Below are 26,089 nucleotides of genomic sequence, written 5' to 3'. Positions count from 1 at the left end.
TCAGCCTCGGCTCACCGCCTCTAGGAAGTCGCTGCGCACCTCGAGCGGTGCGGGCTCGGGCACTGCCGCCGGGGCCGGGCAGGGCGAGTCGAAGGACGCCTTGCCCATCGCCAGGGTCCAGCTGCCGGCGTCCATCCGCGGCCCGAACGCGCTGCAGAGCGCCTCGACGAGGGAGCCGGAGGTGTCGATGTCCGCGGCGTCCGGGTCCCACGTGCGCACCGTGCCGTCGAGTCCCGCGGAGACGAGGAGCCCGTCGGAGGTGAACTGGGCCCGCTGCACGAGGTCGCCGTGCCCGATCAGGGTGTTGAGGTAGGAGCCGTCCTGGGCGTCGAAGAGGAAGCCGCGGCCGGCGAGGTCGAAGGCCACGACGCGTTCGCCGGCGGCGTCCATCGAGGACGTCCAGGTGGTGGCCAGCACGTTGCTGAACTCGTAGTCGCCGCCCGAGGCGCGGAACGACTGGACGATCCGGCCGGTGCGCAGGTCGATCAGGGGCTGGCCGGTCGAGACCGCGGGGCCGGAGATCAGGGCCCGGCTGCCGGCCCTGTCGGGGACGATCACCGACGGGTTGAGCTGGGGGTCGAGGCGCTGCTGGATCGTGGTGGTCTGGCCGCCGTCGAGCCCGGCCCACGAGGAGAGCAGCGCCTGACCGGACGACGCCAGGACCGTGCCGTCGTCGAGCAGGGCGACGGCGTTCAGCGGCCGCGGAGGTGCGAGCCAGGTGCCGGCCAGCTGGGGCGCGGTCGGGTCGCGCATGTCCCACAGCAGGACCTGGGTGCGGGTGACCTCCAGCAGGATCGCCCCGTCGGGGGAGAACACGACGGTGCTCGCCGGGCTGCCGAACGCCGAGAGCTCCTCCGGTGCGCCGTTCCCGAGGTCGTAGCTCTGCAGGCCGTCGGCCAGCGACAGCACCACGATCCGGCCGTCGGGGCGCAACCCGGTCGCGGCGGCGCTCGGGAGCGTGCCGACGCTGCTGCCGCTGGCGAGGTCCCAGACCTTGACCTCGCCGGAGCCGGCGGTCAGCGCGATCGGGCCGGCCGCGACGACGGTGGCGCCGTCGCTCTGCAGCACGTCGCGCCCGGGGGCGGTCAGCAGCGCCTTCGCCTGGTCGCGGAGCCGCTTGGAGTCGGGGTCGAGCTCCAGCCCCTCGACCAGCGCGATCGCGGCCGCCACCGGGTCCTTGGTCTGCTGGCCCAGCGCGACCGCCGCGAGCTCGGCGACCCGCGAGTCGGTCGCCTGCCGCTTCGAGGTCTCGGCCAGCCGGTGGTTGGTCCGCGAGTTGACCAGCAGCGTGATCACCAGCGCGGTCACCAGGACGGCCGCGACCGCGCCGGCGGCCGCCCGCATGATCCTGGCCCTTCGCTGGCGCTCGCCGGACGCAGCGACGTACGCAGCGACGTCGGGGGTCGACATGCCGGCGCTGCGGCCCTGCCAGTCGCGGGCCTGCTCGAGCTCGAGGCCGGACAGCAGGCCGGACGCGGTCGCGCCGGCGTCCTTCCAGTCGGCGGCGCGGCGCTCGAGGCGGGCGCGGAGCACCAGGTCGTCGCGGCGGTGCTCGATCATCGCGACGAGCGGCGGCCAGGCCGAGAACAGCGACTCGTGGGCGGGGGCGTAGACCTGCTGGTCGTTGACCTCGTTGATCACGACGAGGCGGGCGTCGACGAGGTCGTCGAGGATCTCGCGGTGCTCCGGCGAGACGTCGGCGGCGTGCGCGAGCCGCTTATGCGGGGTCTCGTCGGTCAGGCTGACGAGGTGGAGGATCGCCTCCGCGACCTGCTCCTCGGTGCGCCCGACCGTGGCGACCTCGCTCGCGCGCGAGGCGATCGCGCCCTTCACGCCGCCGATGGCGTCGTACTCGGCGTGCGTGATGCGGCCGTCCTCGGCGTCGGCGGCCAGCCGGGCCAGGGTGAACGCCAGCAGCGGCAGCGCGTCGCCGGAGCCCGTGTCGTCGACGAGGCGCTGCACCAGGCCGTCCTCGAGCGTGAGGTGCGAGCGCCGGGCCGGCTCGCTGACCACCTCGGCAAGGTCGGCGCGGGTCAGCGGCGGGACGTGGAGCACGGTCGGCGCCACCGACATCGCGAACTTGCCGGTCTCGGCCGCCACCTTGTCCCACATGTCGGTGCGGGCGGTCATCACCACGCGCAGCGGTGACGGGGCGGTGCAGCTGGTCGTCAGCGCCTCGAGGAACGCCTGCCGCTCGGCGGCCGGCGTCATCGTGACCAGCTCCTCGGCCTGGTCGACCACGACCAGGATCTTGGTGTCGGCGGAGCCCTTGCCGGCCTCGCGCAGCTCGCGGACGTAGTCGGCCATGCCGCCGGAGCTGGTCAGCAGCTGCTGGCAGCGGTCGGCGTCGAGGTCGGCGCCGTGGAGCTTCGCGGCGTGGGCGAGCGCGAGCGACATCTCGGCGAGCGGCACGTCCGACGGCGTCCACGGCTCGGTGATGACCCAGTCGGGGGTGGTCCGGAGCGCGGGCACCAGCCCGGCCCGGACCAACGACGACTTGCCGCTGCCCGACGGGCCGAGGACGGGGATGATCGCGCCTTCGCGGCTGCGGCTCGGCGGGTCGACGAGCTGGCGGAGCTGGTCGATCTGGCGGTCGCGGCCGAAGAACACCGCGGCGTACGACTCGTCGAAGGCGCGCAGGCCGGGGTACGGCGACCGCGAGGCGTCCCAGCGGGCCTCCTGGTCGAGGCCGAGCGCGGTCAGGGCCGCGCGGACGCGTTCGCGGTCGATGGTCTCCGAGGTGATGTGCAGGCCCTGCAGGTCGGCGGTGAGCGGGTGCGGGTCGCAGTGGTCGACCAGCAGCGCGAGGATCGGCTTGCGCAGCCACCGGGTCAGCGCCAGCTCGGAGTGGCACCACTGGCTGGCGTTGGACTTCGGCGTGGTGATGAACACCACCGCGTCGCAGGCGTCGAGGTTGGTGAACAGCTGGTCGCGCCAGGCCTGCCCGGGGATCAGCCCGCCGGTCGGGTCGAAGTCGAGGAACACCGACTCGTAGCCCAGCTCGGCCAAGCAGTCCTTCACGCTCGCCGCGAGCGCGTTGTCGGCGGAGGAGTGGGAGACGAACAGCTGCGCCACCACTCACCTCCCCCTCGGTCCCGGTGCTGCCGGCCAGGCAGCCGGGCCATCATCACCGCTGAGGTGACGCCTGTGAAGATAAATGGTGTGAGCGAGGATCCGTCGGCGACACCCGACCCGGCGCCCGAGCGGCCCAGCCGCTACGACCGGAGCTTCCGCGGGCTGCTCGCGGCGATGGTCGCGACCGTCCTCTTCGTGGCGGCGTACGTCGGCTTCCGGGCGCTCACCCGCGACCAGCCGGACCTCGACCCGGACGTCGACTACGCCTCCTGCGTCGCCTACCTCCAGGGCGCGGACGTGACCGTCGCCTACCCGCGCGAGCTGCCCTCGGGGTGGCGGGCCAACGTGATCCACTTCGCGCGCGGCAACCCGCCGCAGTGGCGCGTCGGCCTGCTCACCGACCGCGACGCGTTCGTCGGCGTGGTCCAGCAGAAGGGCGACGTCGACGACCTGCTGTCGGACTACGTCGACGAGAACGCGCGCCAGGGCGAGGACGCCGCGCCGGCCAACGGGCTCGGCGCGACCTCGTGGCAGACCTGGTCGGACTCCGGCGGCGACCACGCGTTCTCGACGGTCCTGGAGTCCGGCCCCCTCGCGGGGCAGACGCTGCTCGTCTACGGCTCGGCCCCGGTCGCCGACCAGGAGACGGTGCTGCAGTCGCTCACCCTCGACCCGGTGCCGTCCGGCGTCGCGGCCAACGACTGCGACACCGACGAGTTCTCCTAGGCAGGCCCCTGGCCCGCCGTCCTGTCGGCGAAGCCTCCGCGCTGGGACCGGCCCACCGTTCGTCGAGCTCGTCGAGACGGCCGCAGACGGTGCTGGGAGCCGCTCGGCGCGGTGCCTTCCTTGCGGTGATCTCGACAGGCTCGATCAGCGGTGGGCGAGCGGGTGCCTTCCCTGCAGAGGGTGTCGCTAGGAGTCGGTGTCGTCGGCCTCGAGGGTCTCGTCGAGGCGCTTGCGGACGCCGTCGAGCCACTGCTGGCAGATGGTGGCGAGCTGCTCGCCGCGCTCCCAGAGGGCGAGTGACTCCTCGAGGGTGGTGCCGCCGGCCTCGAGGCGGCGGACGGTCTCGACGAGCTCCTCGCGGGCGGCCTCGTAGGACAGGTCCTGCTCCGGGGTCGTGGGCTTCTTGTCAGCCATCGCTCTCATCCAGTTGCTCGGTGCGGGTCGTGGTGGCGTGGACGCGGCCGTCGGCCACGCGCACGCTGATCGGGGCCTTCGGCGTGAGGTCGGCGACGGAGGTGACGACGTGGCCGTCGGCGTCTTGGAGGACGGCGTAGCCGCGCTCGAGGGTGGCCAGCGGCGACAGGCCGCGCGCGCGGGCGCGGTGGTGGGCGATGTCGTCGTGGGCTCGGTCGAGGCGGTGACCGAGCGTGCGGCGGGCGCGCTCGCGCAGCTCGCGGACCTCGGCGCCTCGCTCGTCGAGCAGGCCGCGGGGGTCGCCGAGCACGGGCCGCGACCGGAGGGCGTCGAGCCCGGCCTGCTCGCGGGCGAGCCAGCCGCCGAGGACGTGTCGCAGCCGGTCACGGGCCGCGTCGACGAGCCGGAGCTCCTCGGCGACGTCGGGGACGACGAGCTTGGCGGCGTCGGTCGGGGTCGACGCGCGGACGTCGGCGACCAGGTCGAGCAGGGGTTGGTCCTGCTCGTGGCCGATGGCGGAGACGACGGGGGTGCGCATCGCGTGGACCGCGCGGATCAGCGCCTCGTCGGAGAACGGCAGCAGGTCCTCGACCGAGCCGCCGCCGCGTGCGACGACGATGACGTCGACCTCGGCGTGCCGCTCGAGGCGGCCCAGCGCCTCCATCACCTCGGCGGCCGCCCGCTGGCCCTGCATGGTGGCGTGGGCGACCTCCCAGGCGACGTGGGGCCAGCGCCGGCGGGCGTTGTCGAGCACGTCGCGCTCGGCCGCGGACTCGGGCGCGGTGACCAGGCCGACGCGGTGCGGGAGGAACGGCAGCGACCGCTTCAGCTCGCGGGCGAACAGCCCCTCGGCCGCGAGCAGCTGACGGCGCCGCTCGAGCCTGGCCAGCAGCTCGCCCAGGCCGACCATCCGGATCTCGCGCACGGACAGCGAGAACGACCCCCGGTTGGCGTAGTAGGACGGCTTGGCGAGCACCACCACGCTGGCGCCCTCGACGAGCGGGGTCGCCAGGCTGTCGATCGTCTGGCGCGGGGCCGTCAGCGGCACCGAGATGTCGGCCACGGCGTCGCGCAGCGTCATGAAGACGGTCTGGAGGCCGGGCCGCCGGCTGATCTGGGCGATCTGGCCCTCGACCCACACCGCGCCGAGCCGGTCGACGTACTGGGAGATCAGGTTGGCGATCTGGCGCACCGGCGCAGGGGACTGCGCGGACGTCTCCAGGGCCATGGTCGCCGAGATTAGGGGATGGCACCGACGCCCGTAGGCTGGAGGGCATGACCACCGACCTCGGTACGCCGCGCGTGCTGCCCTCCGACGAGGCCGAGCGCGCCGTGTTGCTCGCCGCGCCGCGCGGCTACTGCGCCGGGGTCGACCGGGCGGTCGTCACGGTCGAGAAGGCGCTCGACCTCTACGGCGCGCCCGTCTACGTCCGCAAGCAGATCGTGCACAACAAGCACGTCGTCGCCGGGCTGGAGGCGCGCGGCGCGATCTTCGTCGAGGAGCTCGAGGAGGTGCCGCCGGGCGCCACGGTCGTGTTCTCCGCCCACGGAGTCTCGCCCGAGGTGCACCGGCAGGCCGAGGAGCGCGACCTCAAGACGATCGACGCGACCTGCCCGCTGGTCACCAAGGTGCACCACGAGGCGAAGCGGTTCGCCGGCGACGACTACGACATCCTCCTGATCGGCCATGCCGGGCACGAGGAGGTCGAGGGCACCGCGGGTGAGGCGCCCGAGCACATCCAGCTTGTCGAAGGCCCCGCGGACGTCGCCCGGATCGTGGTCCGCGACCCCGCGAAGGTCGCCTGGCTCTCCCAGACGACCCTGTCGGTCGACGAGACGCTCGAGACGGTGGCGGCGATCCGCGAGCGGTTCCCGCTGCTGCTCGACCCGCCGAGCGACGACATCTGCTACGCCACCCAGAACCGCCAGCTCGCCGTCAAGGAGATCTCCCGCGACTCCGACCTCGTGATCGTGGTGGGCTCCGGCAACTCCTCCAACTCGGTCCGGCTGGTCGAGGTCGCCCTCGAGGCGGGCGCGGGCTCGGCGTACCGCGTCGACGACGCCTCGGAGATCGAGGAGGCCTGGCTCGACGGCGTCCGCACGGTGTCCGTGACCTCGGGCGCGAGCGTGCCCGAGTCGCTGGTGCAGGAGGTGCTCGCGTTCCTGGGGGAGCGGGGCTACCCGGACGCCCGGGCGGTGCACAGCGCCGAGGAGTCGCTCATCTTCGCGCTGCCCAAGGAGCTCCGCCGCGACCTCAAGGCCGCCGGCCGCAGCTGAACGACGCTAGCGGCGGCGTCGGGTGCGACGCCGGGCCGTCGTCGAGGCGGCGGGTGGTGACGGCGGCTCGTCCGGGTCGGGGTCGTCAGCGGCGTCCCCGGTGGGGTCCTCGGCGAGATCCTCGGTGAGGACCTCGGGCTCCTCGGGCACCTCGGGCTCCTCGGCGAGCTCGAGCGCCTCGTCGTCGGGGTCCTCGTCCGACTCGTCGTACTCGTCGTACTCGTCGTACTCCTCGTAGTCCTCGGCGTCGACCCGGGGGAGCTCACCGGTGTCGTCGATCTCGTCGTAGACGGGCACGAGGGTGGGCTCGTCCCCACTCTCCGGCTCCTCCTCATCGACCTCCTCGACCTCGTCGACCTCCTCGACCTCCTCGACCTCGTCGACCTCGTCGACCTCGTCGACCTCGTCGACCTCGTCGACCTCGTCGACCTCGTCGTCACCGTCGGCGGCAGCCGTGTGGTCGTGCACCTCGAGGTCGTCGACGTCGCCGAGGGCGTCGACCTCGAAGTCCTGGTCATCCGGGTCGGCTCGGTCATCCGGGTCGGGCTCGTCCTCGGCGTAGGCGGAGGCCTCGTCCTCGAGCTCGTCGTAGCGACCGCGCGCGAGCCGCCGGTCGCGGCGCACGGCCACCACCAGCTGGAACACCAGGGCGAGCAGGAGGAGGGCGATCGCGATCACGAACCACTTGATGTGCGACTTCTCCTCCTCGACCTCCTGGTGGGGTGCGAGGGAGCGGCTGGCGGCGACGAACGCCGGGCTGGTCGCGTCGGCGATCACGAGGTCGCCGTCGAGGTTCTCCCAGCCGGTGTTGACGACCGCGTCGACGACCTTGCGGGCCAGCTCGCCGGGCGCGGCCTTGTTGTCCGGCGCCCAGCTGCCGAGCATCAGCACCAGCCGGTCGTTGCGGTCGACCGACTCCAGCGCGGCGTAGGGCTCCTGCGAGGCGAGCTCGACGACCTCGTCGTCGCGGTCGAGCAGCCGCGTCGAGGAGAGCTTGAGCGGGGCGTCGAGGGCCTGGGAGTCCGCCGCCAGCGCGCCGACGATCAGCCCCGACCGGTCGTCGGCGAGGAACGCGTCGGGGTCCATCAGCTGGATCTGGAGCAGCGGCCCGCCGGCGCGCTGGAGTGCCGCGATGAGCGCGGCGGCGTTGATCGCCGCGCTGGCACGCCGCCCCTCGGTGCTCCGCAGGGCGACCGGGAGGACGCCCTCGTAGATCTGCGGGAACAGCTGGAAGCCCTGGGTCTGCCCCGTGCCGTGGGCGACCGTGGCGGTCGACTCGCCCGCGTCGAGGTCGACCTCGGCCGCCGGGACGGACGGCGGGGTGCACGCGGACCCGTCGGGTGCCAGTGCGTTGAGGGTGAGCTCGACCTTGTTCACCGAGCGGAGCTTGCTGCTCGGCACCCGCGCGTCGAGGGTGAACGTCGCCTCCTCGCCCAGCACCGCGGAGTCGACCAGGGCGCCGTTCACGCGGACGTCGAGTCGGGCGCCGCTGTTGTCCGGGAACGCCGTGTGCGAGCCCTCGAGGTGCAGGTCGAGCGAGGAGATCGGCACGCCGAAGGCGTCCTGGCTCAGCTCGAGCTGCTGGGTGACCGAGCCGTAGCCCGTGAGCGCGAGGTTGTCGACGCCGAGGTCCTCGAGCGTGCGGGTCTTGGCGGTGCTGCGGGGCTTGACCTCCTGGGAGAGGTTCTCCGCGTCGGAGCCCGACAGGCCGAGCACGTCGGTGGAGAGCACCCGGGCGGCGTTGACGAGGGAGTCGCCGGTGCCGGTCAGGGTCAGCATCGGGATGCCCGACGTGGTCGAGACCGCGGTCGTCACCTCGCCGGGCCGGCCCTCGACCAGCGCGACGACGCGCTGGCTCGCAGAGGCGGTCTCAGCGGCCGGCACCGTGAGGCTCAGGTCCACCGGCACGTCGTCGTAGCGGTGCGCGAGCGCCGCCACGGCGGTCAGCCCGGCGGTGATCATCTGGGTGCCGGCGTCCTCCGGGATCACCACGGTGATGCCGGCGGAGGTGGCGGGGAAGAAGTCGGCGATCGTCGTGGGGGCGACCTCCGCCCCGGCGTAGTCGAGCTCGAGCTTGCGCAGGGAGGCGACGCCGCCGGTCGGCACGCAGGTGGCCCCGGCCGGGACCGGCCCCTCGGTGGTCATCGTGAGCCCGATGGTGCGGTCCGCGATGACGTCGGCGGGGGCCACGGCGATGGTGACCTTCTGGTAGAGCGCGGAGGGCACGGTCTGGCGCACCGCCCCGTTGACGCGGAAGGTGATCGTGCCGCCCTGGACGACCTCGGGCATGGTCACCACGCCGTTGATGGCCCGGACCTCGACGCCCTGGGGGACCGGTACGGCGAAGCTCGAGGTGTTCTGCGCCGCGGTCGACATCGTGCCGGGCACCGACGTGAGGTCGGCGTGCGCCGGTGGGGCGCCGGCGAGGACCACGACGGCGGGCAGCAGCGCGAGGGCGCCGAGAAACGCCCCAGCGCGTCGGCGCCTCGGCGTTGCGGTGCCCCCCACGACAACCTCCTGGACCGCGGCTGTGGCCACCGTGGCCTCAGTGATCGATGTTTCTGATGGTTCACAGTGTGACGGGCCGGACCCGTCGCCTGCACCCTAAACGCGGCATCCCGCGCGAAGGCACGGTCCGGTGCGAGACCGAGCCCCCCGTAGGCTCGGTGTCGTGGCGAGGTACGTCGACATCCACCCGGACAACCCGCAGGAGCGGCTGCTCCAGCAGGTGGTCGACGCACTGCGCGAGGACGCGCTGATCGCCTACCCGACCGACTCGGGCTACGCCCTCGGCTGCCGGATCGGCAACCGCGAGGGCCGCGACCGGATCCTGCGCATCCGCGGGCTCGACGACCGCCACCACTTCACGCTCGTGTGCAAGGACTTCAGCCAGCTCGGGCACCTCGTGCACATTGACAACGCGGCGTTCCGGGCGATCCGGGCCGCGACCCCCGGACCCTTCACGTTCATCCTCCCGGCCACGCCCGAGGTGCCGCGACGGCTCCTGCACCCCAAGAAGCGCACGGTCGGCGTGCGCATCCCCGACCACACCGTCGTGCACGCGCTGCTCGACCTGCTCGGCGAGCCGCTGCTGTCGAGCACGCTCATCCTGCCCGGCGAGACCGAGCCGCGGACCCTCGGCTGGGACGTCAAGGAGGAGCTCGACCACGTCGTCGACGTGGTCATCGAGGCGGGGGAGACGCCGGCCGAGCCGACGACCGTCGTCGACTGGTCGGACGGAGCGCCCGAGGTGATGCGCCAGGGTGCGGGCGACGCGAGCCGGTTCGTCACCCAGGTGGGATAGGCCGGACCAGAGCCGGCTCAAGGCCGGCTCAGGGCCGGCTCAGGGCCGGCCCGACTGGTCGCGCACCGCGAGGCAGAGCAGGCAGGCGGCGTACCCCACCCCGAGGGCGACCGCGTGGTGCGAGAGCCCGGTGACCACGGTCCGGACCAGGCCGTCGTCGTCGGAGGCGATCGCGACCGGCTGCGAGATCGCGACGAGCACGAAGACCGCCAGCATGATGAGCGGCGGCAGCACCCCGACGGTGAAGAAGTCCTGGGGTCGGACCAGCAGCGCGAGCGCGACGCAGACCGCGACGAACGCGAGGTCGAACAGCAGACCCACCCGGCCGCCGATGCCGAGGTCGAGGACCGCGACGGTGAGGGTGAGCGCGAGACCGAGGGCCACCACCTGGCGGCCAGGTTCGTGACCCTCCTGCCAGAGGGTGCGAGCCCCGCTCACACCGCCACGGTAGGTCGGACGCGACCGCCGCCGTGGGACCCACGCCGTCGCGGCCGACGGCGTCAGTCCAGGTCGACCAGCACGGGCGCGTGGTCGGAGGCGCCGGTGCCGGCCCGCTCCTCGCGGTCGACGGAGGCGTGGGTGACCCGGGCGGCCAGCGTTGGCGAGGCGAGCACGAAGTCGATGGTCATGCCGCGGTTGCGCTCGAAGCGCTGCCGGTAGTAGTCCCAGTAGGTGAACCCGTCGGGGCCGCTGACGTGCGGGCGGACGACGTCGACGTACCCGTCGTCGAGGAAGGCCTGGAACGCCGCCCGCTCGCGCGGCGTGACGTGCGTGGAGGTGGCGAACCGGGTGATGTCGAAGACGTCCTCGTCCTGGGGCGCGATGTTCCAGTCGCCCATGAGGCAGGTCTGGCCGCCGAGCCAGTCGCGGGCCGCCTCGCGGAGGCGGGCCAGCCAGTCGAGCTTGTAGAAGTAGTGCGGGTCGTCGACCTTGCGGCCGTTGGGGACGTAGAGCGACCACACCCGGACGCCGCCGCAGGTCGCCCCGACCGCGCGCGACTCGGTCTCCACCGGCTCGCCCCAGCCGGGCGTCCCCGGGAAGCCCACCTCGACGTCCTCGAGGCCGACCCGGCTGAGGATCGCGACGCCGTTCCACTGGTTGGTGCCGCTGTAGGCGACCTCGTAGCCCATCGCCTGGAGACCCATCAGCGGGAGCTGGTCCTCGCGCGCCTTCGTCTCCTGCAGCGCCAGCACGTCGAGGTCGTGCCGCTCCAGCAGCCGCTCGACGCGGTCGATGCGCGAGCGCAGCGAGTTGACGTTCCACGTGGCGAGCCGCACCCACCCAACCTAGTCGGGCGCCTCCCGACCGCTAGCGTGGTGCCACATGGAGCGAGTCTGGGCGTGGCTGGTGCACGCCTACACGACCGCCGGCGTCGTGCTCGCCCTGCTGATGGTGCACTTCTCCTACCAGGGCGAGGTCCGCACCGTGCTCTGGCTGTTCCTGGTCGCGATGGTGGTCGACGGCACCGACGGGATGCTGGCGCGCCGGTGGCGGGTCAAGGAGCTGGTGCCGTGGTTCGACGGCGCGCTGCTCGACAACATCGTCGACTACATCACCTACGCGTTCGCCCCGATGGTTCTGCTGTGGACCTGCGGCTACCTGCCGTCCGACCCGTGGGGCGGGATCGTCGCGGCGCTGCCGCTCGTGGCCTCGTGCTTCCAGTTCTGCCGCACCGACGCCAAGACCGAGGACCACTTCTTCATGGGGTTCCCGAGCTACTGGAACATCGTGGCGTTCTACGTCGTGGTCTTCGAGCTCGGCGAGGTGGCGACGACGGTGGTCCTGCTCGCGCTGACGGTGCTGATCTTCGTGCCGATCAAGTACGTCTACCCCTCGCGCACCGAGACGCTCTGGTACACCAACATGACGCTCGCGACGCTGTTCCTGGTGCTGTTCGGGGCGATCACCTCGCAGCTGCCCGACGTCCCGGTCGTGCTCACCGGGCTGTCGCTGGCCTACCTGGCCTACTACGTCGGCATCAGCCTCTGGCTGACGGTGCGCACCGGGAATTCGGTCGCGCCGACCGACGTTGACGCCACACCATGATCCGCATGTTCGCTGCTCCCCTCGCGACGCTGGCCGAGCCCTGCTCGTCAGCGGCCCTCGCGCGGGTCTCAGACGCGCGAAGCTGACTCACCTCCTGCAGCAGCAGGACCAGCGGAGGTGGGTCGTCACCTTCCTCTCGTGGAGGCACGTGGTCCTGCGCCCACCCGCTCCCAAGTGAGCTGCAGAGAAAGCACTGTCATGGCCAAGCGCCAGTTCGTCCGCACCAAGCCCCACCTCAACATCGGGACCATGGGTCACGTCGACCACGGGAAGACGACCCTGACCGCCGCGATCACCAAGGTGCTCGCCGAGGCCGACCCGACGACCACGTCGTACGTCGCCTTCGACGGGATCGACCGCGCCCCCGAGGAGGTCCAGCGCGGGATCACGATCAACATCGCGCACGTGGAGTACGAGACGGCCACCCGCCACTACGCCCACGTCGACATGCCCGGCCACGCCGACTACGTGAAGAACATGATCACGGGTGCGGCCCAGGTCGACGCCGCGATCCTCGTGGTCTCGGCCCAGGACGGCACCATGCCGCAGACGCGCGAGCACGTGCTGCTCGCGCGCCGGGTCGGCGTGCCCTACCTCGTGGTCGCGATGAACAAGGCGGACACGGTGGAGGACGACGAGCTGCTCGACCTGGTCGAGCTCGAGGTCCGCGAGCTGCTCTCGGAGTACGGCTTCCCCGGCGACGAGGTGCCCGTGGTCCGCGTGTCCGCGCTGGGCGCCCTCGAGGGCGACCCGCGCTGGACGCGGTCGGTGCTCGACCTGGTCGACGCCGTCGACTCTTACGTCACGCTGCCGGACCGCGCGTTCGGCGAGCCGTTCCTGATGCCCATCGAGAACGTGCTCACCATCAGCGGTCGCGGCACGGTGGTGACCGGCGCGCTCGAGCGCGGCGTGCTGACCGTCGGGTCCCCCGTGGAGGTCGTCGGACTGGGCGACACGGTCGCCTCGGTGGCCATCGGCATGGAGTCGTTCGGCAAGACGCTGGACGCCGTCCAGGCCGGTGACAACGCGGCCGTGCTGCTCCGCGGCGTACGCCGTGACGAGGTACGCCGCGGCCAGGTGCTCGTGCTGCCGGGCTCGGTGACGCCGCACGCGCGGTTCACCGCGAACCTGCACGCGCTCACCGCCGCCGAGGGCGGCCGGCACACGCCGTTCGCCTCGGACTACCAGCCGCAGTTCTACTTCCGCACGACCGACGTGCCGGGGTCGCTGGACCTCGGTGACGTGGCGGTGGTGAACCCGGGCGACACCGTCGAGGTGACGGTCTCGCTCGGCAAGGCCGTGGCCATGGAGCCCGGGCTGGGCTTCGCCGTACGCGAGGGCAACCGCACCGTCGCCGCCGGTGCGGTGACGGCGGTCCTGGACTGAGCCCTCCCACAGACCCGCTACCGACGGGAAGACCGGGGCGGCCCCGCGACCTGGTCAGTCGCGGGGTCGCGCTGGCCCCCACACGTCCTAGTCTCCCGGCATGCGACGCACCATCGAGGTCATGCTCGTCGGGGCGCTGGTGCTCGACGTGGCGTACTGGTCGATCTGGTTCACCGACCGCGACGTGCTGGCCAGCGAGCACCGTGCGGCCTACTACGAGTTCGAGAACGCCTTCCCGCTCGCGGACGCCTGGCTCGGCCTCGCCTGCCTGCTGGCGCTCGTCGCGCTGCGGCAGCAGCGGCCCTCGGCGCACTTCTGGCTCATCTGCTCTGGCGCGGCCGGGCTCTACCTGTTCTGCATGGACTTCCTCTACGACGTCCAGCACGACATCTTCACCTCCGGCGGCGGCGGCGCGTTCGAGGCGTTCATCGTCGCCGTCACCCTCGTCTTCTCCCTGACGCTGCTGCGGTTCGCCTGGACCCGCCGCGATGCGCTGCTGGCGGGCTATCCGACCTAGGGTGGTCGGTCGTGGCTCTCACGATCGGCATCGTCGGACTCCCCAACGCCGGGAAGTCGACGCTCTTCAACGCACTGACCAAGAACGACGTGCTCGCGGCGAACTACCCCTTCGCCACGATCGAGCCGAACGTCGGCGTCGTCGGCGTCCCCGACGAGCGGCTGCCGCGCCTCGCGGAGCTGTTCGGGTCCGAGCGGCTGGTGCCGGCGACCGTGGAGTTCGTGGACATCGCCGGCATCGTGCGCGGCGCCTCGGAGGGGGAGGGGCTCGGCAACAAGTTCCTCTCCCACATCCGGGAGTCGGCGGCGATCTGCCAGGTCACCCGGGTCTTCCGTGACGAGGACGTCACCCACGTCGACGGCGAGGTCAACCCCGCCAACGACATCTCGACGATCCAGACCGAGCTCGCGCTCGCCGACCTGCAGACGCTGGAGAAGGCGATCCCGCGGCTGGAGAAGGAGGCCAAGGGCAAGAAGGAGCTGCTGCCCGCGGTCGAGGCGGCCAAGGCGGCGCAGGCCGCGCTCGAGGGCGGCACGCCCGTGATCGCGACCGACATCGACCGCACCCTGCTGCGCGAGCTGTCGCTGCTCACCGCGAAGCCCTACATCTACGTCTTCAACTGCGACGCCGACGAGCTCGCCGACGAGGCCCTCAAGGCGAGGATGCAGGCCCTCGTCGCGCCGTCCGAGGCGATCTTCCTCGACGCCAAGTTCGAGTCCGAGCTGGTCGAGCTCGGCGACGACGACGAGGCTCGCGCGATGCTCGCCGAGATGGGCGTCGACGAGCCGGGCCTCGACGTGCTCGCGCGCGTCGGCTTCGACACCCTCGGCCTGCAGACCTACCTCACCGCCGGCCCCAAGGAAGCCCGCGCCTGGACGGTCCGCAAGGGCGCCACCGCCCCCGAGGCCGCGGGCGTCATCCACACCGACTTCCAGCGCGGGTTCATCAAGGCCGAGATCGTGTCCTACGACGACCTGATGGCCGCCGGCTCGATGCTCAAGGCCAAGGAGCTGGGCAAGGTCCGCATGGAGGGCAAGGACTACGTCATGCAGGACGGCGACGTCGTGGAGTTCCGCTTCAACGTCTGAGCCCGTCGCGACGGCGACGGTGTCCGCCCCAGGTGCGATGAGCCGGGGCGTCGGCTGAGTGGGGCCCGGCACAGAGCACGAGGCGGTCTCCGGGCCGAACCCGGAGACCGCCTCGTGCTGGTGCCTCAGACGCTGCGTGCGCCTGGCTGCCGGCCCCCACCATCGCTCGGGTGAGGCCGGAGGTGACCAGGTGCGTCACGCGTGGACCGAGTGACGCTCCTCGGTGTGGCTGGTGCGGCCGGTCAGCGCGGGCAGGCGGGTGGCCAGCCACAGTCCCGACAGTCCGACCAGGCCGTAGACCACGCGGGTCGCGGCGTTGGTCTCGCCGAACTCGAGGCCGAAGATCGTGGCCACGAGGTCGAACTCCGCGAGGGCGACCAGGCCCCAGTTCAGGGCGCCGACGATGGCGAGCACAGCGGCGAGGATGTCCAGCTTCTTCATGGGGGTGTCTCCAGTCGTGTAGAAGGTTTGTCCAGGTAAGCGTGCCTCGGTTCGCGCTCGATGTCAAATGTTTGTCGAATCACTGTCGAGGGAGTGTAGAGTGATCGCTCGTGGAACCGGCGATGCGGATAGGTGAGCTCTCGCGGCGCACCGGCGTGACTCCTGAGCTGCTGCGCGCGTGGGAGCAGCGCTACGGCCTGCTGCGGCCCACTCGCTCGTCGGGCGGGTACCGGCTCTACTCCAGTGCCGACGAGGCGCGGGTACGCCGGACCACCGCCCTCATCGCCGACGGGTTGTCGGCCGCGGAGGCCGCCCGGGCGGCCGTCGAGGGGGTGGCGCCGGACACCGAGCGTCCGGTGGTCGCGTCGCTGGCCGCGCAGCTCCAGGAGTCGCTCGACCGCTTCGACGCGCGGGCGGCGCAGGTCGCCCTGGACCGGATCTTCGCCGCGGTGTCCGTGGAGTTCGCAGTCACCGAGGTCCTCATCCCGTACCTGCGCGACCTCGGCGCGCGGTGGGCCGCCGGCAGCGTGACGGTGGCGCAGGAGCACTTCGCCGCCAACCTGGTGCGGGGCCGGCTGCTGGGTCTGGCCCAGGACTGGGGGGCCGGGGGGTCGCCCACGGCGGTGGTGGCCTGCCTGCCGGGAGAGGCCCACGACCTCGGCCTGATCATGCTCGGTCTGCTGCTCACGCGACGGGGTTGGCAGGTCACCTTCCTCGGCGCGGACACGCCGCTCGACAGCCTCCAGTCCACCGTCGACGTGCTCCAGCCCTCGGTGGTCGTCCTGGCCACCTACGACGCCGAGATCTTCCACGCGCACGCCGACGCCATCGCCCGCGTCGCCGCCGAGACGCGGGTCGCGGTCACCGCACCCGTCGGCCACGAGGCCATCAGGCAGCAGGGGGCGGAGCCCCTCGACGTCGCGCTCCCCGCGGCCGTCGCTTCGCTGACCGGTCGCTGACCTGCCCCGCCGGGTCAGCCCACCGCGAGCGAGCGCGCGATCTCGGCCTGGCGCAGCAGGAAGGCGCCGTCGTCGCGCTTCTTGCGCCGCAGCCAGGTGGTGACCTCGGTGTTGCACTTGCTCGCGTTGCACGAGCCGCAGGCCGGGACGACGTTCGCCACCGTGTAGCGGCCGCCCCGCGAGATCGGCAGCATGCAGTCCTTCTGGAGCGCCGCGCCGTCGCCACCGCAGTAGGCGCAGCCGCCCCACGCCTCGAGCAGCGCGAACCACTGCTCGTCGGTGAGGTCGTGCTCGACGCGCGCCATCCGGCGCTTGCGCCTCCGGGCGTACGTCGCGGCGCGGGTGCGGGAGGCCACGCCCCGAGGGTAGGGGCGTGGCCGGGCCGCATCCGGGAGCCGTGCCGCAGGCCCGGTCGCCTCAGAGCGCGGCGCGCGCCTTGGCCTCGTCGAGCTTGCCCTCGCCGAAGGAGTCGGGGCGGCCGGCGCCGGACTCGACGAGGTCCTTCAGCGAGCCCAGGACGTACTCGGCCCACGCGACGCGGCACACGCCGAAGCACTCGTGCTGGGGCACCAGGCCCTCGTGCCGGAACCGCACCTCGGTGCCGCTACTGGTGGCCTCGACCTCGAAGCGCACGGTGGTGCCGGTCCACTCCCGCTCGTCCTCGGTGAACGACAGCCAGCTGTCGGTGACCAGCCACGCCACCGAGCGGTCGGGGACCAGCTCGGTGATGCGGAAGGCGCTGAAGTGGATGTCCGGCACGCGGTAGCTCCACTCCGCCCCGAGGGTGTCGGTCGGTCCCTGGATGTCACCGGACCACCAGGCGCGGACGTCGCAGATCGCCGCGAAGGCCTGGGCCGGGCTCTGGTCGACGGTGAAGGTGAAGGTCAGGTCGTCGGTCATGGGTGCTCCTCCAGATATGCAACTAATTGGTTGCATGAACTCTAGGTCGGCCGGCAGCGAAGTGCAACCGCTGAGATGCAGGTCCATGGATGCGCCGCCGAGTAGTTGCATGCGGCAACCACATGTACCCTGCACACGTGTCCGACGAGACGAGCGTGGTCCCGACCCGACTGCTGCGCGAGCACCCGATGCTGCCGGTGGTCGTGCTGTGCTTCGGCGGGCTGACCGCGTCGCTCACGCAGACGCTCCTGATCCCGATCCAGACCGAGCTGCCCCAGCTCCTGCACACCTCCGGCGCGAACGCCGCGTGGGTCATCACGATCACGCTGCTCGCCGGTGGCGTCGCGATGCCGACGGCGGGCCGGCTGGCCGACCTCTACGGCAAGCAGCGGGTGATCGCCGCGAGCACGGTCCTGCTGCTGGTGGCGTCGGTCATCTGCGCGCTCTCCGGGTCGCTGGCGCCGATGCTCGTCGGCCGAGCCATGCAGGGCCTCGCCATGGGATTCATCCCGGTCGGCATCTCGCTCATGCGCGAGATCACGCCGCCGCACCTGACCGGCACCGCCATCGCCGCCATGAGCGCGACGCTCGGCGTCGGCGGCGCGATCGGCCTGCCGCTCTCGGCGTTCGTCGCGCAGAGCTGGAGCTGGCACGCCCTCTTCTGGGTCTCGGCCGCGCTCGCGGGCGCGGTGCTCGCCGCGACGTGGTTCCTCGTGCCGCACGTCCAGGACGCCGCACCGGGTCGGTTCGACGTCGGTGGCGCGATCGGCCTGGCCATCGGTCTCGTGACCTTCCTCGTCGGGGTCACGAAGGCCAGCACCTGGGGCTGGACCGACGCGCGCACGCTCGGCGCCATGGCGGTCGGCCTCGTGGTCCTCCTCGTCTGGGGCCTCTACCAGGTCCGCACCACCGAGCCGCTCGTCGACCTGCGCACCACCGCGCGCCTGCCCGTGCTGATGACCAACGTCGCCGCGATCGCGATCGGCTTCGGGATGATGGCGCAGGCCATCGTCGGGCCGCAGCTGCTCCAGATCCCGCAGGTCACCGGCTACGGCCTCGGCCAGTCGATCCTCGAGGCGGGGCTCTGGATGGCGCCGTCCGGGCTGATGATGCTGCTCTTCGCGCCGGTCTCGGCCCGCCTGATGCAGCGGTTGGGGGCCAAGCGCACGCTGATGATCGGGGCGACCGTGCTCGGCGGCGGCTACCTGGTCGGCTTCTTCCTCATGTCCGCCCCGTGGCAGGTCATGCTCGCCTGCATCGTCGCCTCCGCGGGCGTCGGCATCGGGTACGCCGCCATGCCGACGCTCATCCTCGATGCGGTCCCCGTCAACGAGGCGGCGAGCGCAGTGGGGGTCAACGCCCTGATGCGCTCGGTCGGCACGACCCTGGCCGCGGCGGTGATGGCCACCGTGCTCACCACGTCCACCACGACGGTCGGAGGCTTCCCGTTCCCGAGCGAGAACGCCTTCGAGTGGTGCTTCGCCCTCGGCGCAGCGGCGGCCTTCCTGGGGGTCGCGATCGCGGCCTTCGTCCCCGGGCGGTCGGCCGACGCGCTCACCCCGGAGGCGGCTCCACTCGCAGCCGCGAGTGTGCCCGGTCCAGCCCGTCGTTGAGCTCGCGCAGCTCGGCGACCAGCGCCTCGGCGCGATCGGGGCCGAGCTCGTCGAGCACGCCCTGGTAGACCTCGGCACGCAGGGCCCCGTCGTGGACGTACGCCGCCCGGCCCGCATCGGTCGGCCGCAGCAGCCGGCTCGAGCTGTCCGGCACGGCGTAGCGCTCCACGAGGCCGTGCTTGATCGCCGCGTTGACCTGCCGGTTGACCGTCGACTGGTCGAGCTGGAGCTCGTCGGCCAGCTCGCGCAGCGTGCGCGGCGGCCCCTCGGTGAGCAGCCAGAGGAGCCGGAACGCCGACGCGTCCAGCTCGGAGCCGGGGTAGTCCTGCGAGCGCCTGCGCGTCAGGCGCATCAGCTCGTCGCCGAGCTGGCGCAGCACCCGGTCGTCGTCCATCCCGGACGAGGCTAGCCGCGTGCGGGACCGCTCCGGCGCGGACGCCGGCGGCCGGGTCTGCTCCACCGACGCGCGCGTCGTGGCGCGGAGAGGTATATTGGCGCGCAGAACACCGGCCGTCGCACGGCTGGTGAGGCGCCGATCAGGTGCCGCATCGCTCGGGGGGCCGAGCCAGGTCCCTCCACATGGCGAAAGCCCGCCTCCTCCGTCCAGGCCAGTCGGCCCGGGCCAGGTGCGGTGCCAGGCAGTGCCGTCCCGCGCGGGGCGGCGTTCGAAAGGGAGACCTTGGCCAGACGAGGCCAACGCCAGTCCGGGAACACCCGGACCCAGGCCAGCCAGCGCAACGGACGCCGGCACGGTGACAACGAGGGCATCATCCCGGTGCTCGCGCGCGCCGTCCGTGAGGTCGAGGCGCGCTCGCAGCGCGGGCCGGTCTCGCCGTCCGCCCGCACCAAGTTCCAGGTCGTGGCGCTGCTGGTCCGCGAGGAGCGGGCCCGCATCAAGGCCGACACCGAGCTCACCGAGTCGAAGAAGGCCGACCAGCTCAAGCGGCTCGACGGCGTCGCCACCATCCTCGCCAAGACCGCCGCCAGCGACACCACGCTGCTCGCCCTCCTCGCCGAGGACGCCGTCGTCTCCGACGCGGCCAAGGAGCTGCGCCGCGAGATGATCGCCTCCGCCGGCATGGAGCTCGAGGAGGAGCCCGAGCCCGAGGCCGACGAGAGCGAGCTGCTCGCGGTCGTCGACCGGCGCGTGGTCCCCCAGTCGGTCATCCAGCGCCGCCTCTCCAACCCGTTCCTCCCGCCCGACTTCTCCGCCGCCGACGAGCGCCGTCCCAAGGCGCGCCGGCTGGCGACGTGGGAGCTCCTCGGACCGCTGTTCCGCTCCTTCGAGTACGGCGGCGGCGCGGCCTGCATGCCGCTGCCCGAGCCGCGCGACATCCGGCTGCCCGCGGGCCTCGAGCTGATGCTCCACCAGGCCCAGCTGATCCAGGCCGCCGCCGACGGCCACCGCACGTTCCTCCTCGCCGACGAACCCGGCCTCGGCAAGACCGCACAGGCGCTGCTCGCCGCGCAGGCGGCCGACGCCTTCCCGCTGCTGGCCGTCGTGCCCAACGTCGTGAAGACCAACTGGGCGCGCGAGGCCTCGATCTGGACCCCCAACCGCCCGGTGACCGTCATCCACGGCGACGGCGACGACGTCAACGGCTTCGCCGACATCGTGGTCGTCAACTACGAGATCCTCGACCGCCACGTCGGCTGGCTCGGCGAGTTCGGCTTCCGCACGATGGTGGTCGACGAGGCGCACTTCATCAAGAACAAGCAGTCGCAGCGGTCGCAGAACGTCCTGCACCTCTCCGAGCGGATCCGGGCCCGCACCGCCCGGCCCCTGCTCTTCGCGCTGACCGGCACGCCGCTGATCAACGACATCGAGGACTTCCACGCGATCTGGGAGTACCTCGGCTGGATCGACGACAAGAAGCCGCTGGCGAAGCTGATGGACAAGCTCGAGGAGACCGGGCTGACCCCGGCCGACCCGGGCTTCTACCCCGCCGCCCGCAACAGCGTCGTCGAGATGGGCATCGTGCGCCGCCGCAAGGTCGACGTCGCGGCCGACATCCCGGCCCGCCGGATCGCCGACCTGCCCGTCGAGCTCGACGACGACATCGGCCGCTCCATCCGCGAGGCCGAGCGCGAGCTCGCCCGCCGGCTGCTGGAGCGCTACGACATGGCGATCGCCACGCGTCGTACGCCGTCGGTCGTCGACGGGATCGACCACGAGCTGGTCCGCCGGGTCGCCACCTGGGAGCGCGAGGACACCACGACGACCACCAAGGACGGCGACAACGTCTTCACAATGCTGCGCCGGATCGGCCAGGCCAAGGCCGGCCTCGCGGCCGACTACGCCGCGCAGCTGGCGCGCAACGTCGGCAAGGTCGTGTTCTTCGCCAAGCACGTCGACGTCATGGACCTCGCCGGCGACACCTTCGCCAAGCGCGGCATCCGCTACTCCGAGATCCGCGGCGACCAGACGCCGAAGGCGCGCGAGCAGGCCATCAAGTCCTTCCAGGAGGACCCCGACGTGCAGATCATCGTCTGCTCGCTGATGGCGGCCGGCGTCGGCATCAACCTCCAGATCTCGTCCAACGTCGTCCTCGCCGAGCTCTCCTGGACCGACGCCGAGCAGACGCAGGCGATCGACCGCGTGCACCGCATCGGTCAGGCCGAGCCCGTGACCGCGTGGCGGATCATCGCCTCGCAGACGATCGACACCAAGATCGCCGAGCTGATCGACAGCAAGGCCGGGCTCGCCGCCCGCGCGCTCGACGGCTCCGACGAGGAGGTCGGCTCCTCGGTCGACATCCAGCTCGAGGCGCTGGTCGCGCTGCTCACCGAGGCGCTCGAGGAGCGCGAGCGGGTCGCCTGACCGGTCGTCGCGGGTCGGCCGGTCCGATTCGGCTCGGGGCCCGACGGTCCCAACTACAGTGTGCTCGGCCATCGAGCAGTCGCGGCCGGCAGCCGCCGGCGGAGGATCACGGGGGAGGCGGACGGGTGCCACGACGCGTGCTGGCCGTCGCGGTGACGCTGCTCGCCTGCGCGTCCGTGCTGAGCGCCTGCGACGACGCCGAGCCGGAGCGCACGCTCGTCTGGAGCGACGACTTCGACGGCGCCAACGGCGAGCTGCCCGATCCGGCCAGGTGGCGCCTCGAGCAGTTCGCCGACGCCACCGACGACGAGAAGCAGTGCTACACCGACAGCGTCGAGAACGTGCACACCGACGGCAACGGCTACCTCGTGATCTCGGCCAACAAGGAGTCGGGCAACTGCGCCGACGGCTGGTACCGCGACATCACCTCGGCGCGGTTGACGACCCAGGGCATCGAGAGCTGGGAGCATGCGCGGTTCGAGATCCGCGCCAAGATGCCGCCCGGGGTCGGCACCTGGCCGGCGTTCTGGGCCATGGGCGAGGACGACGACGTCGAGTGGCCGGCGGTGGGCGAGATCGACGCGATGGAGTACGTCGGGCGCGACCGGTCGCACGTGATCGGCACCGTCCACGGGGCCGACGACGCTGGTGACCACTGGTTCCTCCAGGCCGACACTGACAGCGACACGCTGCTGAGCGCCGACATGCACACCTACGCCGTCGAGTGGAGCGACGACACGATCAGCTGGTACCTCGACGGCGAGGAGTACGGCACCGTCACCCGCGACGAGGTCGAGGCCGAGGGCGACTGGGCCTTCGACAGGCCGTTCTACCTGATCCTCAACCTCGCGATCGGCGGCGTGCTCGGGGGCGACGTGCCCGACAGCCTGACGTTCCCGCAGGAGCTGGTCGTCGACTGGGTTCGGGTCTACGCCTGATCCAATTGCGTCGTTCCAGCTCAACCCATCAACCGGACTCTTACGTAGCGGAAGCCGACCATGCGCTGGAAGTGGCGCAGCCCGTTGGTCTGCTCGGCGGGTGTCGCGGTGTCGAGCAAGTAGCGCACGCCGTGGCGGGACAGCTCGGCCACGAGGGCGGCGGTGGCCAGGTAGCGCGCGTCGCTGTGCGCGTCGCCGGCACCGAGGGTGCGGAAGTAGCGCAGCGTGGCGAGCTCGCCGTCACGGGGAGCCACCGCGAGCAGGAGCGGGTGCCCGTCCGCGTCGTCGACGGTGAGCCACACGTCGTGGTCGAGGAGGTCGGCGTTGCTCGGGTCCGGCACGCGGTAGGACGGGTCGACGTGGTGCCGCTCGGCGTGGTTGGCGACCTCGACCAGGGTGCGGCGCTCGTGGTCGTCGTCGATGGTGCGGACCCGGAGGCCGTGTCGCTCGGCGGAGCGGATCTTGCGGCGGAGGGTCTGGGCGCGGCGGCCGACGAGGTAGTCCTCGCCCGACGCTGGCACCTCGAGGACCGCGGTGCCGAGCAGCCGGCTGGGCACGCCGTACGCCGCCCGACCGGCCAGCACCCGGCGCACCGCCCGGCCTCCGGGGGTGTCCGAGGGCCGCGCCTCGACCACCGGCAGCCGCCGTACCGCACGGAACGCCGCCCACGAGTCCCGCCAGTGCCGGAGGAGGTAGCCCGCCCCGCCCCTGCCGCCGTCGACGTACGCGGTCCAGAACTCCGCCAGGGCGCGCTCGGACTCGTCATGAGGGGTGGGCATCGCCGGGAGAGCCTAGGCCATGTCCCTCAATTCACTGCGGCGCCAGATCACGCGCTGGCGGCCTCCACCAGCAATCGAGAGACACGGCCCTCGGCGACCGGGCCGCCGGGCGGGGACCGAAGAGCGGATCCTCACCGTCGGGACGGGGTCAGTACGGTTCTGCCCATGCATCGCTCTCGGATCGGCATCGTCCTGGTCGACCATCCCGAGGAGCACGCGGCGGAGGGCCTGGCGTTCTGGGCGGGGGTCCAGGGCGTGACTCCGGTGCGGGAGGACTCGCCGGAATACCACTCCCTCGGCACGACGGGCTCGCTGCACCTCGCCGCCCAGCGCACCGGTCCCGGCACGCAGCCGCGGGTGCACCTCGACATCGAGACCGACGACGTGCCGGCCGAGGTGGCCCGCGTGCGGGCGCTCGGGGCGACGATCGTCGAGGAGCGCAGGGGCTACACGATCCTGCAGGACCCGGCCGGGGTCGTCTTCTGTGTCGTCCCCGTCCAGACGGGCGACGACTTCGAGCGGGAGGCACGCACGTGGGAGTGACCGAGCCGGCCCCGGCGGACTTCGAGTTCGACCGGTCGACGGCGGTCTCGCCCGACGGCGAGGGCCGGTACGCCGCCGAGCTGTCGGCGGGCTGGGTCGTGGGCGGCGGGCTCAACGGCGGCTACCTGCTCGCCGTGATGGGCCAGGCCCTGCGTGCGGCCCTGCCCGCCAAGCCGGACCCGGTCGCGGTCAGCGCGCACTACGTGTCCGCCTCGACGCCGGGGCCGGCCACGGTGGCGGTCGACGTACGCCGCGAGGGTGGGTCGGTCGCGACAGCCGCTGTGGAGGTGGTGCAGGACGGCGCCACCCGGATCACCGCGCTCGCCACCTGCGGCGACCTGGCCCGGTTCGCGGAACGCGCGCCCGACGTCCGCACCACTGCGACCGAGCCGGCGCTGCCGCCACCGGACGACTGCATCCGCACCAGCGACTCTCCCGAGGAGATCCGCGCGTTCGTGCCGATGCTCGACCGCTTCGACCTCCGGCTCGACCCGGCCCACGCGGCGTGGGGCGAGGGCGAGCCCGGGATGACCGGCGTGATCGCGGGCTGGTTCCAGTGGCCCGACGGCCGCGCGATCGACGCGCTGTCGCTCCTGACCGTCTGCGACGTCCTGCCGCCCGTCACCTTCGACCTCGGCATGCCCGGCTGGGCACCGACCCTGGAGCTGACCGTGCACGTGCGCGCCCACCCCGCGCCCGGGTGGCTGAAGGTCCGCCACGAGACCCGCAACCTGGCCGCCGGCATGTTCGAGGAGGACTGCGAGATCTGGGACTCCGCCGGCCGCCTGGTCGCCCAGAGCCGCCAGCTCGCGCTGCTTCCCCGGCCGATGTGAACCGCAGCGAGGCACCCCCGAAGCTCGCGGGGGATCAGGTAGCGCAATGGGAGCGTGGGAGCGCAGCGACCCGGTTTGTCCGAGCGCAGCGAGGCGCCCCGCGATCGGCCTCCGAGCCGCGGCGCCCGCGCCGCAGCGAGTGCAGCGAGCGAGGCGCCGCGAAGCTGGCGCCGCGGATTGGGGGCCGAAGCTCGCGGGGGTGAAGCAATGGGAGCGGTGGGAGCGAAGCGACCCGGTTTTTCCGAGCGCAGCGAGGCGCCCCGCGATCGGCCTCCGGGCCTTGGCGCTCGCGCCGCGCGAGGGCCAGCGAGCGAGGCGCCGCGAAGCTGGCGCCGCGGATTGGGGGCCGAAGCTCGCGGGGGTATCCAGAGGGGGCCGAAGCTAGCGGGGGTATCAGAACCGCGACCGCTTCATGCTGTAGACCCACCGGCGTCGGGGGTGCTCGGTGACCGACCAGAGCAGGTCCGTCGAGGGCCACCAGGCGATGTCCTCGGGCCCCATGGGCGTGGCCCAGCGGTGCCGGCGGAAGTCGCCGGGCGTGCCGACGTAGATCGAGCCGGGGACCCACGGTCCGGTGGAGCGGGTGAGGTACCAGCGACCGTGCGCCACCGCCGCGCCCTGGGTGCGCACCACGCCGCCGTCGTCGACCACGGCCGGGCGCGAGACGCCGTCCTCGCCGACCGCGAGGAACTGCGTCTCCGGGTCGAGGGCGAACCGCGCCAGTCGACGCGTCTGGCTGGTGCCGCCGTACTCGCCGACCACCAGCTCGGCCGGCGAGCTGGACCGGTCGAGGGAGAGGAAGGAGTAGCGCAGCCGCTCGAGGCCCTCGTCGGTGACCGCCTTGTAGGCGAACCGCAGCGGCAGCACGTAGCGGTAGCCGTGGGTGTGCACCGGCCCGTCGTCGGGCACCCGCAGCAGGTCGTCGAGCCGGCAGGTGTAGACGCCGCGGGCGGTGGCGGCGACGTGGAGGTACGGGCCGTGCCACACCAGCCCGCCGGCGTGCACCTTGAGCGGCTTGATGTCCACCCGGCCGTCGACGACGACGGGCTCGACGAGCAGGACGTGGCGGTAGCGCCGGGTGGCCAGGTCGAGGAATGTCACGCGGGCGCCCCGGTCGTCCTTGGCGTACCACGAGACCACCAGCACCCGGCGGCCCTCGACGTCCTCGGTGTCCGAGGCGTCGGCGGAGGTCGAGATGCCCTGCGGCCACCAGAGGGGGTCGCGCCGGTCCGCGCGGTCCCAGGTGAGCGCCCGGTGCACGGCGAGCCCGGGCGCGAGGGTGCGCCGGGCGCGGCGGTTGAGGTCCCGGAGGAGCGACGGAAGGCCGACGCGGCCCCCGAGCCGCTCGGCGAGGGCGTCGATCTCGGCGACGTTCTCCTCGGTGCGGAGCAGGTGCACGCCGGGGGAGCCCGGGGTCGACGTCACGTGT

Annotated in this window: 25 protein-coding genes; 13 read left to right on the top strand and 12 right to left on the bottom strand. The window is 72.5% G+C overall.

Features of this window, described 5'->3' with window-relative positions; genetic code table 11:
- The gene (locus G514_RS27515) at positions 1 to 3,078 is read right to left on the bottom strand and encodes an nSTAND1 domain-containing NTPase (RefSeq protein WP_084152189.1); all 3,078 of its coding nucleotides are present in this window, start codon (positions 3,076 to 3,078) and stop codon (positions 1 to 3) included.
- Between the two features lie 84 nt (positions 3,079 to 3,162).
- Between G514_RS27515 and G514_RS29450 the strand changes: the two genes are divergently transcribed.
- Complete coding sequence (locus tag G514_RS29450) at positions 3,163 to 3,801, top strand: DUF4245 domain-containing protein (RefSeq protein ID WP_028652844.1); 639 nt, start codon at positions 3,163 to 3,165, stop codon at positions 3,799 to 3,801.
- A gap of 186 nt (positions 3,802 to 3,987) precedes the next feature.
- Here G514_RS29450 and G514_RS0117690 read toward each other — a convergent pair whose 3' ends face one another.
- On the bottom strand, positions 3,988 to 4,215 hold the full coding sequence (locus tag G514_RS0117690; RefSeq protein WP_028652843.1) for an exodeoxyribonuclease VII small subunit: 228 nt from the start codon (positions 4,213 to 4,215) through the stop codon (positions 3,988 to 3,990).
- Positions 4,208 to 5,443 (bottom strand): exodeoxyribonuclease VII large subunit, encoded by a 1,236-nt coding sequence (gene xseA / locus G514_RS0117685; protein WP_028652842.1) that lies wholly within the window; start codon positions 5,441 to 5,443, stop codon positions 4,208 to 4,210. Before xseA ends, G514_RS0117690 begins: the two co-directional genes overlap by 8 nt.
- A gap of 47 nt (positions 5,444 to 5,490) precedes the next feature.
- Between xseA and G514_RS0117680 the strand changes: the two genes are divergently transcribed.
- Positions 5,491 to 6,492: a 4-hydroxy-3-methylbut-2-enyl diphosphate reductase gene (locus tag G514_RS0117680; RefSeq protein ID WP_051247643.1), complete on the top strand. Its 1,002-nt coding sequence runs from the start codon at positions 5,491 to 5,493 to the stop codon at positions 6,490 to 6,492.
- Between the two features lie 6 nt (positions 6,493 to 6,498).
- On the opposite strand, the gene G514_RS0117675 is transcribed toward G514_RS0117680, so the two are convergent.
- Positions 6,499 to 9,000, bottom strand: a complete 2,502-nt coding sequence (locus tag G514_RS0117675; protein WP_028652840.1) for a cellulose biosynthesis cyclic di-GMP-binding regulatory protein BcsB — start codon at positions 8,998 to 9,000, stop codon at positions 6,499 to 6,501.
- Positions 9,001 to 9,163: 163 nt separating this feature from the next.
- Here G514_RS0117675 and G514_RS0117670 point away from each other — a divergent pair, with 163 nt between their 5' ends.
- Positions 9,164 to 9,796 carry an L-threonylcarbamoyladenylate synthase gene (locus G514_RS0117670; protein ID WP_028652839.1) on the top strand — a complete coding sequence of 211 codons (633 nt, stop codon included), beginning with the start codon at positions 9,164 to 9,166 and terminating at the stop codon, positions 9,794 to 9,796.
- Positions 9,797 to 9,835: 39 nt separating this feature from the next.
- On the opposite strand, the gene G514_RS27505 is transcribed toward G514_RS0117670, so the two are convergent.
- Entirely contained in the window at positions 9,836 to 10,234 is a 399-nt protein-coding gene (locus G514_RS27505) for a DUF6542 domain-containing protein (protein WP_157544945.1), read from the bottom strand.
- 62 nt (positions 10,235 to 10,296) lie between these two features.
- Positions 10,297 to 11,073, bottom strand: coding sequence for an exodeoxyribonuclease III (locus G514_RS0117660; protein WP_028652838.1), 777 nt, complete (start codon positions 11,071 to 11,073; stop codon positions 10,297 to 10,299).
- A gap of 46 nt (positions 11,074 to 11,119) precedes the next feature.
- On the opposite strand from G514_RS0117660, the gene G514_RS0117655 reads away from it, so the two are divergent.
- The 4 genes from G514_RS0117655 (at position 11,120) to ychF (ending at position 14,833) form a co-directional block, all read left to right on the top strand.
- Positions 11,120 to 11,842 carry a CDP-alcohol phosphatidyltransferase family protein gene (locus G514_RS0117655; protein ID WP_028652837.1) on the top strand — a complete coding sequence of 241 codons (723 nt, stop codon included), beginning with the start codon at positions 11,120 to 11,122 and terminating at the stop codon, positions 11,840 to 11,842.
- 198 nt (positions 11,843 to 12,040) lie between these two features.
- On the top strand, positions 12,041 to 13,228 hold the full coding sequence (gene tuf, locus G514_RS0117650; protein WP_028652836.1) for an elongation factor Tu: 1,188 nt from the start codon (positions 12,041 to 12,043) through the stop codon (positions 13,226 to 13,228).
- 100 nt (positions 13,229 to 13,328) lie between these two features.
- Entirely contained in the window at positions 13,329 to 13,745 is a 417-nt protein-coding gene (locus G514_RS0117645; protein WP_028652835.1) for a hypothetical protein, read from the top strand.
- A gap of 11 nt (positions 13,746 to 13,756) precedes the next feature.
- Entirely contained in the window at positions 13,757 to 14,833 is a 1,077-nt protein-coding gene (gene ychF, locus G514_RS0117640; protein WP_028652834.1) for a redox-regulated ATPase YchF, read from the top strand.
- Positions 14,834 to 15,028: 195 nt separating this feature from the next.
- Here ychF and G514_RS0117635 read toward each other — a convergent pair whose 3' ends face one another.
- A complete protein-coding gene (locus G514_RS0117635; RefSeq protein ID WP_028652833.1) occupies positions 15,029 to 15,274 on the bottom strand; it encodes a DUF378 domain-containing protein in 246 nt (81 codons plus the stop codon).
- 122 nt (positions 15,275 to 15,396) lie between these two features.
- Here G514_RS0117635 and G514_RS27500 point away from each other — a divergent pair, with 122 nt between their 5' ends.
- The gene (locus tag G514_RS27500; protein ID WP_051247641.1) at positions 15,397 to 16,233 is read left to right on the top strand and encodes a MerR family transcriptional regulator; all 837 of its coding nucleotides are present in this window, start codon (positions 15,397 to 15,399) and stop codon (positions 16,231 to 16,233) included.
- A gap of 14 nt (positions 16,234 to 16,247) precedes the next feature.
- Here the strand turns inward: G514_RS27500 and G514_RS0117625 are convergent, their stop codons facing one another.
- Entirely contained in the window at positions 16,248 to 16,589 is a 342-nt protein-coding gene (locus G514_RS0117625) for an HNH endonuclease (protein WP_028652832.1), read from the bottom strand.
- A gap of 61 nt (positions 16,590 to 16,650) precedes the next feature.
- Positions 16,651 to 17,133 (bottom strand): SRPBCC family protein, encoded by a 483-nt coding sequence (locus G514_RS0117620; RefSeq protein ID WP_028652831.1) that lies wholly within the window; start codon positions 17,131 to 17,133, stop codon positions 16,651 to 16,653.
- A 137-nt stretch (positions 17,134 to 17,270) separates the two neighbouring features.
- Here G514_RS0117620 and G514_RS27495 point away from each other — a divergent pair, with 137 nt between their 5' ends.
- A complete protein-coding gene (locus G514_RS27495; protein ID WP_245582252.1) occupies positions 17,271 to 18,746 on the top strand; it encodes an MFS transporter in 1,476 nt (491 codons plus the stop codon).
- Here the strand turns inward: G514_RS27495 and G514_RS27490 are convergent.
- Positions 18,688 to 19,140 (bottom strand): MarR family winged helix-turn-helix transcriptional regulator, encoded by a 453-nt coding sequence (locus G514_RS27490; RefSeq protein WP_036565125.1) that lies wholly within the window; start codon positions 19,138 to 19,140, stop codon positions 18,688 to 18,690. The genes G514_RS27495 and G514_RS27490 overlap by 59 nt on opposite strands.
- 285 nt (positions 19,141 to 19,425) lie before the next feature.
- Between G514_RS27490 and G514_RS0117605 the strand changes: the two genes are divergently transcribed.
- Positions 19,426 to 21,567 (top strand): DEAD/DEAH box helicase, encoded by a 2,142-nt coding sequence (locus G514_RS0117605; protein WP_028652830.1) that lies wholly within the window; start codon positions 19,426 to 19,428, stop codon positions 21,565 to 21,567.
- Between the two features lie 125 nt (positions 21,568 to 21,692).
- On the top strand, positions 21,693 to 22,505 hold the full coding sequence (locus G514_RS0117600) for a glycoside hydrolase family 16 protein (RefSeq protein WP_028652829.1): 813 nt from the start codon (positions 21,693 to 21,695) through the stop codon (positions 22,503 to 22,505).
- A gap of 20 nt (positions 22,506 to 22,525) precedes the next feature.
- Here G514_RS0117600 and G514_RS0117595 read toward each other — a convergent pair whose 3' ends face one another.
- Positions 22,526 to 23,284, bottom strand: coding sequence for a GNAT family N-acetyltransferase (locus G514_RS0117595; RefSeq protein WP_028652828.1), 759 nt, complete (start codon positions 23,282 to 23,284; stop codon positions 22,526 to 22,528).
- A 165-nt stretch (positions 23,285 to 23,449) separates the two neighbouring features.
- Between G514_RS0117595 and G514_RS0117590 the strand changes: the two genes are divergently transcribed.
- Positions 23,450 to 23,827 (top strand): VOC family protein, encoded by a 378-nt coding sequence (locus G514_RS0117590; RefSeq protein ID WP_036565120.1) that lies wholly within the window; start codon positions 23,450 to 23,452, stop codon positions 23,825 to 23,827.
- The gene (locus G514_RS0117585) at positions 23,818 to 24,660 is read left to right on the top strand and encodes a thioesterase family protein (RefSeq protein ID WP_245582251.1); all 843 of its coding nucleotides are present in this window, start codon (positions 23,818 to 23,820) and stop codon (positions 24,658 to 24,660) included. The genes G514_RS0117590 and G514_RS0117585 overlap by 10 nt, the downstream gene beginning before the upstream one ends.
- Before the next feature lie 393 nt (positions 24,661 to 25,053).
- Here G514_RS0117585 and G514_RS31195 read toward each other — a convergent pair whose 3' ends face one another.
- Positions 25,054 to 26,085 carry a hypothetical protein gene (locus G514_RS31195; RefSeq protein ID WP_028652825.1) on the bottom strand — a complete coding sequence of 344 codons (1,032 nt, stop codon included), beginning with the start codon at positions 26,083 to 26,085 and terminating at the stop codon, positions 25,054 to 25,056.
- Positions 26,086 to 26,089: the final 4 nt, after the last annotated feature.

Origin of the sequence: Nocardioides halotolerans DSM 19273 (assembly GCF_000422805.1) — a bacterium.
Lineage (GTDB): Bacteria > Actinomycetota > Actinomycetes > Propionibacteriales > Nocardioidaceae > Nocardioides > Nocardioides halotolerans.
The sequence above is the reverse complement of the archived record's forward strand: the minus strand, read 5'-3'. Positions and strand labels throughout refer to the sequence as shown.

Excerpts from the sequence above, each read along its gene's own strand:
- G514_RS0117690 (WP_028652843.1), bottom strand. The coding sequence starts at position 4,215 with ATGGCTGACAAGAAGCCCACGACCCCGGAGCAGGACCTGTCCTACGAG.
- xseA (WP_028652842.1), bottom strand. The coding sequence starts at position 5,443 with ATGGCCCTGGAGACGTCCGCGCAGTCCCCTGCGCCGGTGCGCCAGATC.
- G514_RS0117680 (WP_051247643.1), top strand. The coding sequence starts at position 5,491 with ATGACCACCGACCTCGGTACGCCGCGCGTGCTGCCCTCCGACGAGGCC.
- G514_RS0117655 (WP_028652837.1), top strand. The coding sequence starts at position 11,120 with ATGGAGCGAGTCTGGGCGTGGCTGGTGCACGCCTACACGACCGCCGGC.
- tuf (WP_028652836.1), top strand. The coding sequence starts at position 12,041 with ATGGCCAAGCGCCAGTTCGTCCGCACCAAGCCCCACCTCAACATCGGG.
- G514_RS0117645 (WP_028652835.1), top strand. The coding sequence starts at position 13,329 with ATGCGACGCACCATCGAGGTCATGCTCGTCGGGGCGCTGGTGCTCGAC.
- G514_RS0117635 (WP_028652833.1), bottom strand. The coding sequence starts at position 15,274 with ATGAAGAAGCTGGACATCCTCGCCGCTGTGCTCGCCATCGTCGGCGCC.
- G514_RS27500 (WP_051247641.1), top strand. The coding sequence starts at position 15,397 with ATGCGGATAGGTGAGCTCTCGCGGCGCACCGGCGTGACTCCTGAGCTG.
- G514_RS0117620 (WP_028652831.1), bottom strand. The coding sequence starts at position 17,133 with ATGACCGACGACCTGACCTTCACCTTCACCGTCGACCAGAGCCCGGCC.
- G514_RS27490 (WP_036565125.1), bottom strand. The coding sequence starts at position 19,140 with ATGGACGACGACCGGGTGCTGCGCCAGCTCGGCGACGAGCTGATGCGC.
- G514_RS0117595 (WP_028652828.1), bottom strand. The coding sequence starts at position 23,284 with ATGCCCACCCCTCATGACGAGTCCGAGCGCGCCCTGGCGGAGTTCTGG.
- G514_RS0117590 (WP_036565120.1), top strand. The coding sequence starts at position 23,450 with ATGCATCGCTCTCGGATCGGCATCGTCCTGGTCGACCATCCCGAGGAG.